Below are 7,721 nucleotides of genomic sequence, written 5' to 3'. Positions count from 1 at the left end.
AGCGGGCCAGTCCCCAAACATGGTGAGATCAGGCTCATTCCAGCCTGATCTCTGCTGAAATAGTCCAATCCGAACAATTGGTGGACCGCGACTGGCTATGCGGACGTGTTGTCCAGAGCTTCCCTAGGCTAAGAGCAACAGACCCCATTCTTGGGGACCACTGGTTATCCCCGTTCGATTGGATCCGAGCGGACCATTTGGTCGCCCTTCCGGGTTCACTCCAACCTGATTTTTTTGATGTCTTCATCGTTGCATGCCCTCGGCCTGCCTCCGTCCCCGACGGCCACTGTGTATTGCGAAGGGAATTTCGGCCGCCTCGATGGCAAAACCGCCAATGGGCTGGTGCGCCATTCGGAGCGATACCGCATCCTCTCGGTGATCGACAGCCAGGCCGCCGGCCAGGACGCTGGCGCCGTCCTCGACGGGATCGCCAACGGGATCCCGGTGGTGGCCGATCTGGGCGAAGCCCTGGCGATGGCCCCCGAGCGGCCCGATGTGTTCATCTTCGGCGTCGCCCCGGCCAGCGGCATGCTCACCCCCGTGGAGCGCGGCGTGATGCTTGCGGCACTCGGTGCCGGCCTGCATCTGATCAATGGGCTGCATGAGTTTCTCAACGACGACCCCGCCTTCGTGGCCGCCGCCGCTGCCCGCAGCGTTTCGATCGTCGATGTGCGCCGCCCCCCTGCCAAGAAAGACCTCCACATGTTCACCGGAGCGGTCGCGGCGCTGCCGGGCCGGCGGATCGCGGTGCTGGGCACCGATGGCGCCATCGGCAAACGCACCACCGCCCTGATCCTCACCCGTGCCCTCAGGGCGCGGGGCATCCGGGCGGTCATGGTGGGCACCGGGCAGACCGGCCTGATCCAGGGGGCCCGCCACGGCATCGCCCTTGATGCCATCCCCTGCCAGTTCTGCTCCGGCGAGGTGGAGGCCGCCGTGCTGGGGGCCCATGCGGATGGCCAGCCCGAGGTGATCGTGATCGAGGGGCAGGGCGCCCTCAGCCATCCCGCCTATCTCAGCTCGGCCTACATCCTGCGGGGCAGCCAACCCCAGGCCGTCGTGCTGCAGCACGCCCCGATGCGGAAGCGGCTCAGCGACTTCCCCGCCCTGCCGATGCCCTCGCCCGCCAGCGAAATCGCCTTGATTGAAACGTTCTCGAACACAAAGGTCATCGGTCTGTGCATCAACCACGAAGGCATGGACGATGGGCAGGTCACGGCGGCGATTGCCCTCTACGAGGTGGAACTGGCCATCCCCGCCACCGATGCCCTGACCCGTTCGCCGGAACGCCTGGTGGAGATGGTGCTGCGGGCCTTCCCTGAACTGGTCCGTGAGCCGGTTGCCCTCACCCCTTGACGGCCCCGCGGCTGGAGATTCGGCTCGATCGGATTCAGCACAACGCCCGGCAATTGGTGAATCGTCTGAGCAGCCAGGGAATCAGCGTCACGGCGGTGACCAAGGCCACCCTCGGCTCACCGCCGATTGTCGCCATCCTCACGGAGGCGGGTATCGCCGGGATCGGCGAGCCGCGCATCGAAACGATCGAATCGCTGCGGCAAGCCGGGGTGAACCTGCCGATCACCCTGATCCGCTCGCCCATGTTGAGCCAGGTGGCCCGGGTGGTCGCCGTCGCCGATGTCAGCCTCAACACCGAACGGGAGGTGATGGATCATCTATCCGCCGCCGCCATGGCCCGTGGACGCCGCCATGGCGTGGTGCTGATGGTGGAACTCGGTGATCGGCGCGAGGGAATCCTGCCGCAACAGCTCGAAGGGGTTGCTCAGCATGTGTTGCTGCTGCCCGGCCTGAAACTGATCGGAATTGGCACGAATCTGGGCTGCCAGAACGGGGTGGTTCCAACCGATGGATCGATGGCCGAACTCTCGGATCTGGCCATCTCCCTGGAGAGCCGGTTCGGCATCGCGCTCGAGCAGGTTTCGGGAGGAAACTCCGCCAACCTGCCCTGGCTGCTGGCCGGAGGGGTGGTGGGTCGGATCAACAATCTTCGCCTGGGTGAATCGATCCTGCTAGGCCGGGAACCGCTGCAGCGCCAGCCGATTGCGGGCCTGTGCACCAACGCGTTCACCCTGATCGCCGAAGTGATCGAATCGAATCGCAAGCCAAGCCTGCCCCGGGGAGAACAACGGCAGACGGCCTTCGGTCTGGCTCAAGCCCGCCCGCTCCAAGCCAACCTGCCGGGGGCTGGGGCAGAGAGGGACTGTGGCGATCGCTGGCGCGTGCTGCTCGCCCTTGGCGTTCAGGATGTGGATCCAAGCGGCCTGACACCCCCCGCCGGCATGGAGCTTCTTGGCGCCAGCAGTGATCATCTGGTCCTCGATACCGGCACCATCGCCGTTCCCGTCGGCACGGAATTGTCGTTTCAGCTGAGTTACGGGGCCCTGCTCAGGGCGATGACCTCCCCGTTCATCTCCCGACGGATGGTTCGGCAGGATTCGGATCGGGTCAGTTTGGCGGACTTGTGACAACAACGGCTGACAAACACGGCACGGGCCATTGAAAAGGCTCCCGTGGATTGCTATGTTGAATCAGTTATCCCATCCCACCATCATGCTGACTGGATCCGACCTGCTGACCAAAGTCAAGGAGCTCGGCGATGCCTCCAAATCTGATCTGGTGCGCAGCTGCGGCTACCTGAGCACCAAGAAGGATGGAAGCGAGCGGCTCAATTTCACCGCCTTTTATGAGGCGCTGCTCGAGGCCAAAGGCGTCAGCCTCGGCAACGGAAGTGGCAACGGCATGGGAACCAAAGCCGGCCGCAAGCTCAGCTACATCGCCACGGTTCAGGGCAACGGCAACCTGCTGGTGGGCAAGGCCTACACCGGGCTGCTCGATCTCAAGCCCGGTGATGAGTTTGAGCTGAAGCTCGGCCGCAAGCAGATTCGCCTGGTGCCCGTCGGCAGCGACGAGGGCGACGAAGAATGAGGCGGCACCCGCCAGGGCAACGCTGAGTTCCAGGCAGGGACGCACTCCTTTCAACAACATCACCTCGACCTGCCATCCGTTCCCGGGCCATGGCAGGATTCGCGATTGATCGTGGGGTTGGAGGCGATGGAACGATCCCCGAGACGATCCACAAAACGATGTGGACCAGGTTCCAGGGGGCAATTCCGCCTCGCCCCAGCGCTCTGGTTGGCCCTGGGGCTGTCATCTGTATCGGTTCTAGGATTGGTTCTGGGAACCAACATCAGCGCGCGCGGCCAGGTCACGGCACCGCCACCGCTGCAAAGCAAGCCCGCCCTCAAGCCCGAGGGCACTGTGGAATCGGACGCCAGCCCCAGCAGCAAGGAAAAGGAGCTGCTGGAGCGAATCCGCAAGCTCAAGGCCCCACGGTGGCGCAGCTTCGGTCCCTGTCGCTACGACTGGAGCACCTGGCGGCTCAGCGAGGGTGACGTCCGATCCACCACCGTGGAATGCGGCGAGCCCCCGGTGCAGGCCAGCGTGGCCGTTCATTGCCCCAGTCTCAAACTCACCCGCAGGACCGGTGCAGGAGCCTGGGAGGAGTGGCGGCTGCCCCTTTCGGCCGACGAATCCAAGACCATCGGCGGTGAAGACCGGATGATCGCCTCCCTGTGCGCCAATGCAAAGCCCGCTGCCGGCGCGTCGACGGCTACCCCACCAAATGCCCCACCCAAAACCCCACCGGCAACGGGCGGGCCTGCCAAGCCAAAGCCGAAGGGCCCTTGAGCTGGCCAGAGAGGGAAAAGGGGAATGCGCAACCCCAGCCGACCAATCCGACACACAACGCAAGAAAGGTGTTACGCTTCATGAAGGCATCACCCCTCACCTCCGTCATGACTGAATCCACCTCCCGCTTTGGCTTCGTTCAGTTCGCCGAAACCTGGAATGGCCGCATGGCCATGCTGGGCTTCGTGATCGGCCTGGCCACCGAGCTGCTCACCGGTCAAGGCATCCTCAGCCAGATCGGCCTCGGCTGATTCCTTTTTCCATCCATTCAAAGCCAGGTCCGCCGTTCAAGGTAGACCTGGCTTTTTGCTGTTCTTGCACCACTTCTTATCCTGGGCCGATGTCTGACGCCCTTCGCTTCGTTCTGAGCTCAAGTGTTCCTGACCTGGCCGGCCCCCTGCTGCGGTGGACTGATCTGGTGCGCCAGCAAGCAGCAACGGTCCGGCAAGGCAAGGCCCTGCGGATCTACCGCTGTCCTGATGGCTGGAGCGGATCTCTGCAGGATCTGCTTGCCAGCGGCAAGGCCAATCACTCCGGCCAGGATCCATTCGCTGAGCAAGCGGATGGTGACCGGCCTCCAGGCCAGCGGCAACGCCGGCTGGTTTGCGATGCCCTGATCCCCAGCTTCGATCCAGCCGGGCAGTGGCTCGAAGTTTACAGCCTGGAGGATCCGAATCGTGACGATTCCGCCGTCCAGCGGCTCGACAGCCTGCCGCTTCAAGCCGGCAGCAATGAAACCTGCTGGTTCTACCCGACGGAGGATGGCCACTATCTCTCCTGGGAGAATCCATGGGCAATCCGCTGTGACCCTGGCCATGTCTTCGAGTTGCCGCCAGGCGGACCACCGAGCGACTACGGACGGGATCAGCTCAAGGTGCTGTGGTCGTTGATGGCGGATGATGCGAATCTCACTTGCGTGGGCTTCACCTATCAACGCAAGCGCATCGAGTTTCCACTGATCGAATCGTCTGCCGGGGCCGTTTCCACCTGGTCGAGCTTCGTGGTTGACTCGATCAGCGCCACCCCCTTGAAAACGATCTCCACGATGACGATTTAAACCCGATAGCACCTCAGTGGTGGATGATCACCTCAGGCTGTTTCTTCGAATAAACGCTCCAGTCGCTCGCGGCTCAAGTCCACATAGAGCAATTCATCACCCTGGAGGGGGACTTCTGGATGGGAGGAGGCCACGCCGCGGGGCTTGGCACTCCAGTCGGTGGATTGAAGATTCTGGCGCATCAAGGCGAAGGCGCCGCCTGCAATCACCGCAAAAAAAGTGAAGTAAAGAATCCCGAGCAAGGCTTCCATGGGCTTTACGATAAGATCTTATCAGCTTAGCGTAAAGATTTGTAAAGCGAGGTTCCAGCCTTCCCTGGAGCTGCCGAGGGGCGGTTTCGATTGAATTTGATGATCAGGTCCTCACCAAGGAAGCTGATCCTTCAGAGGCCCAGCTGAATGCGGCGGTGCTGAAGGGTTTCGGGAACCGATACATCGACCTTGCCATCGACAGTGCCCCGCACCACCGCCGCCACATCGCCGATCACGCTGGCATTGATGGGGCCGCGGACTGACACCCCCAGGCCCTTGCTCAGCTTGGGCACCGAGACAGAAAGGGGAGAAGCCAGTTCCACCCCATCGAAAAGGGTGAAGTTGGCCGCGATCGGCCGGGTCACCAGCGGCTCGGTGCGGATCGGGGTCTGGATCCTCTCGACCAGGAGCGGCGTCTTGATGCTGCCGAAATCCACCTGGCCTGCCACGGGCAACGGCGCATCCATCACCAGCTGGATCTTGACGGGCTGCTGAGGCATCCGGCCGAGAGAGGCGCCCAGGATCAGGATCGCCACCGTGGCCCCAGGGCGATCGGCCAGTGCAACAGCATCAGCCAGGGGATGGAGCCAACCGCATCGCCAGGAGCGGATTGCGGCGGGGTGGGAGTTGTTGAGCCTCCCTTAACCCCCGCTACCGAAGATGGGTGGCATGGCGCCATTGCCGATCCATCCGATGCCACACCAGAGACCCATCGTGGTCTGCGGGCTCGGATCGCTTGGCCAGGCCTGCCTGCTGCGTCTGCTCGATTTCGAGTCCGCGCTGATCTGCCTTGACCTGAACGCCCCGGCCTGGACCCACCCCGAGCTGGCGGTGGCACTCGCGGGCCAGGTGCTGCAGGGGGACATGCGCCGGCCGGAAGCCCTGCGCCGGGTTGGGGTGGTGGAGGCACGGTCGGTGCTGCTGCTGAGTTCCGAGAGCACGGTCAATTTCGAGGCGGCGCTCCAGGTTCGGTTGCTCAACCCCAGTGCCGAGATCGTGGTTCGCTCCTCCAGCCAGGACGCCTCCTTCGGAGCCCTGCTCGAACAACGACTGCCAGGGATCGCCGTCGTCGATCCCCTCCTGCTCACGGCCGGCGCCGTTGCCCAGTCGCTGCGCTCGGGCGACCAGGCGGCCCTTTTCGAAGTGGATGGCCACCGCTTCGAAGTGTTCGATGCGATCGACCCGGCCGAGATCGCCGCCGCCTCCGCCTACGACCGGAACTATCGCCTCTTGCGGTTGCCTCGCGAAACCGGCTGGGGAGCCAGTCCCCGGGGCCACATGGTGGTCAGCCCGCTGGGCTTCCGCCGCAGCCTCACCAGCATCCCAACCCAGCTCCCGGCCGGGGAGAGCGCCGCGGCTGAGGGACGCATCAGGCGGGGACGTTTCAGGGCCCAGCGGCTGATGCGGCCCTGGCAACGCGCCTGGGAATGGTTGCGCCAGCGCACCCCGCTGCAATCGATCGTCCCAGCCCTGCTGCTGCTTCTGCTGGCGGGGGGCATCGGCGTGTTCTCCCTGCAGGGGGGCTGGCGGCAGGGTCTGTTCGTCACCCTGGCCCTGCTCAAGGGCGAATACGTCGATCCAGTCAACGTGCTGCTGGCCGAGAGCCCGAAGCAGACGCTTGCCGATGTCGATGGTCGGCTGATCGCCGGAACCCTGCTCTATTCCCTGATCGGGACCCTGCTGACCTCCGGACTGGTGGCAGTGATCCTGGAGCGCCTGCTCAGCGCCCGCTTCGGCATCACCAGACCCCGCCCCTTGAAGCGCGGCAGCGCCCAGATCCTGCTGCTTCATGGTGGGGCCATGGCCGCCCAGGTGGGGGCGGCCCTGAAGCGGGCGCGCCTCCAGGTGGTGCGGGTGGAAGCCAGCGGCAACGGCGGCAGCGCCACCCGGGAGGGTGTGGTGGTGGAGCGGCTGGAAAATGCCGAAACCCTGCTGAGGCACTGCCGGGTCGAGGCGATCGGCCTGCTCTCGACGGATCTGCTGGCCAATCTGCACGGGGCCCTGTCGCTGCAGCAGCGCTGGCCAAAGGCCCGGTTGGTGATCCTCAGCCACGCGGTCGAGGCTGCCGAACGGCTGGGAGAGCTGCTGGGCGGCGTCACGGTGCTCTCCACCATGGACCTGGCCTGCGATGCCCTGGTGGCCACCGCCTTCGGCGAGCGGGTCGAAGGCATCGCCCGGATCCAGGGGAGCAATCTGCTGCTGGTGCGCTATCAGATCAAAACGGGCGACAGCCTCTGGGGCCGCAGCATCGCCCGCCTCGAGAGCGGCTACGGGGTGACGGTGATCACCCGGGGGCAGCCAGGGACGGCCGGGGCCAAGGCCTTGCCGGCGCCGGAAACCGTCCTGGCGGAGGGGGACCAGCTGGTGATCCTCGCCGACCTGAGCGGCCTGCGACGCATCGAGCTCGGGCGGCTGGATTCACCCGGCTGGCGGCTCCAGCTGGAAGCGCATCTGCCTGCGGAGGCCCTGTTCGAGGTGAAGCAGTGTCTGGGCAGATACTTCGGCCAGCCCCCCGGTGCCATGGCCCACCTGCTGGATGGCGGCACCCACCTCAGTGACCCCCTCGACGAAGACTTCGCTCGGCTGGTGCAGAGCAAACTCACCCGCCTGGGTGTGCGCTGCTCCCTGCAGCCCATTGCATCTATGGATTGAAGCCAGGCTCAGGGCCCCACCTCGATACGGTGTCCAGCACGATTTCGTGTCCAGGG

Annotated in this window: 9 protein-coding genes; 7 read left to right on the top strand and 2 right to left on the bottom strand. The window is 64.7% G+C overall.

All coding sequences use genetic code 11. The annotated features are described in order from the left end of the window. Positions 1-237: 237 nt before the first annotated feature. The 6 genes from KBY66_RS13430 to KBY66_RS13405 all read left to right on the top strand — a co-directional run bounded on the left by KBY66_RS13430 (position 238) and on the right by KBY66_RS13405 (position 4,762). Positions 238-1,356 (top strand): DUF1611 domain-containing protein, encoded by a 1,119-nt coding sequence (locus KBY66_RS13430; RefSeq protein WP_255090120.1) that lies wholly within the window; start codon positions 238-240, stop codon positions 1,354-1,356. After that, positions 1,353-2,483, top strand: coding sequence for an alanine/ornithine racemase family PLP-dependent enzyme (locus tag KBY66_RS13425; RefSeq protein WP_255090119.1), 1,131 nt, complete (start codon positions 1,353-1,355; stop codon positions 2,481-2,483). The genes KBY66_RS13430 and KBY66_RS13425 overlap by 4 nt, the downstream gene beginning before the upstream one ends. Before the next feature lie 85 nt (positions 2,484-2,568). Beyond that, entirely contained in the window at positions 2,569-2,943 is a 375-nt protein-coding gene (locus tag KBY66_RS13420) for an AbrB family transcriptional regulator (protein ID WP_255090118.1), read from the top strand. Positions 2,944-3,186: 243 nt separating this feature from the next. Then, positions 3,187-3,705: a hypothetical protein gene (locus KBY66_RS13415; protein ID WP_255090117.1), complete on the top strand. Its 519-nt coding sequence runs from the start codon at positions 3,187-3,189 to the stop codon at positions 3,703-3,705. Positions 3,706-3,812: 107 nt separating this feature from the next. Beyond that, positions 3,813-3,956 (top strand): chlorophyll a/b-binding protein, encoded by a 144-nt coding sequence (locus KBY66_RS13410; protein ID WP_255090116.1) that lies wholly within the window; start codon positions 3,813-3,815, stop codon positions 3,954-3,956. Positions 3,957-4,045: 89 nt separating this feature from the next. Beyond that, positions 4,046-4,762, top strand: coding sequence for a hypothetical protein (locus tag KBY66_RS13405; RefSeq protein ID WP_255090115.1), 717 nt, complete (start codon positions 4,046-4,048; stop codon positions 4,760-4,762). A 32-nt stretch (positions 4,763-4,794) separates the two neighbouring features. Here KBY66_RS13405 and KBY66_RS13400 read toward each other — a convergent pair whose 3' ends face one another. Together KBY66_RS13400 and KBY66_RS13395 are read right to left on the bottom strand one after the other, a co-directional pair. Next, the gene (locus tag KBY66_RS13400; protein ID WP_255090114.1) at positions 4,795-5,013 is read right to left on the bottom strand and encodes a hypothetical protein; all 219 of its coding nucleotides are present in this window, start codon (positions 5,011-5,013) and stop codon (positions 4,795-4,797) included. Between the two features lie 131 nt (positions 5,014-5,144). Beyond that, complete coding sequence (locus tag KBY66_RS13395) at positions 5,145-5,549, bottom strand: hypothetical protein (RefSeq protein ID WP_255090113.1); 405 nt, start codon at positions 5,547-5,549, stop codon at positions 5,145-5,147. A gap of 157 nt (positions 5,550-5,706) precedes the next feature. On the opposite strand from KBY66_RS13395, the gene KBY66_RS13390 reads away from it, so the two are divergent. Continuing rightward, positions 5,707-7,665: an NAD-binding protein gene (locus KBY66_RS13390; RefSeq protein ID WP_255090112.1), complete on the top strand. Its 1,959-nt coding sequence runs from the start codon at positions 5,707-5,709 to the stop codon at positions 7,663-7,665. Positions 7,666-7,721 lie beyond the last annotated feature (56 nt).

The sequence above is a fragment of the Synechococcus sp. Tobar12-5m-g genome (assembly GCF_024345415.1).
GTDB lineage: Bacteria > Cyanobacteriota > Cyanobacteriia > PCC-6307 > Cyanobiaceae > Regnicoccus.
Note: the sequence above shows the minus strand (reverse complement) of the source record. Positions and strands in the feature narration are given on the sequence as shown.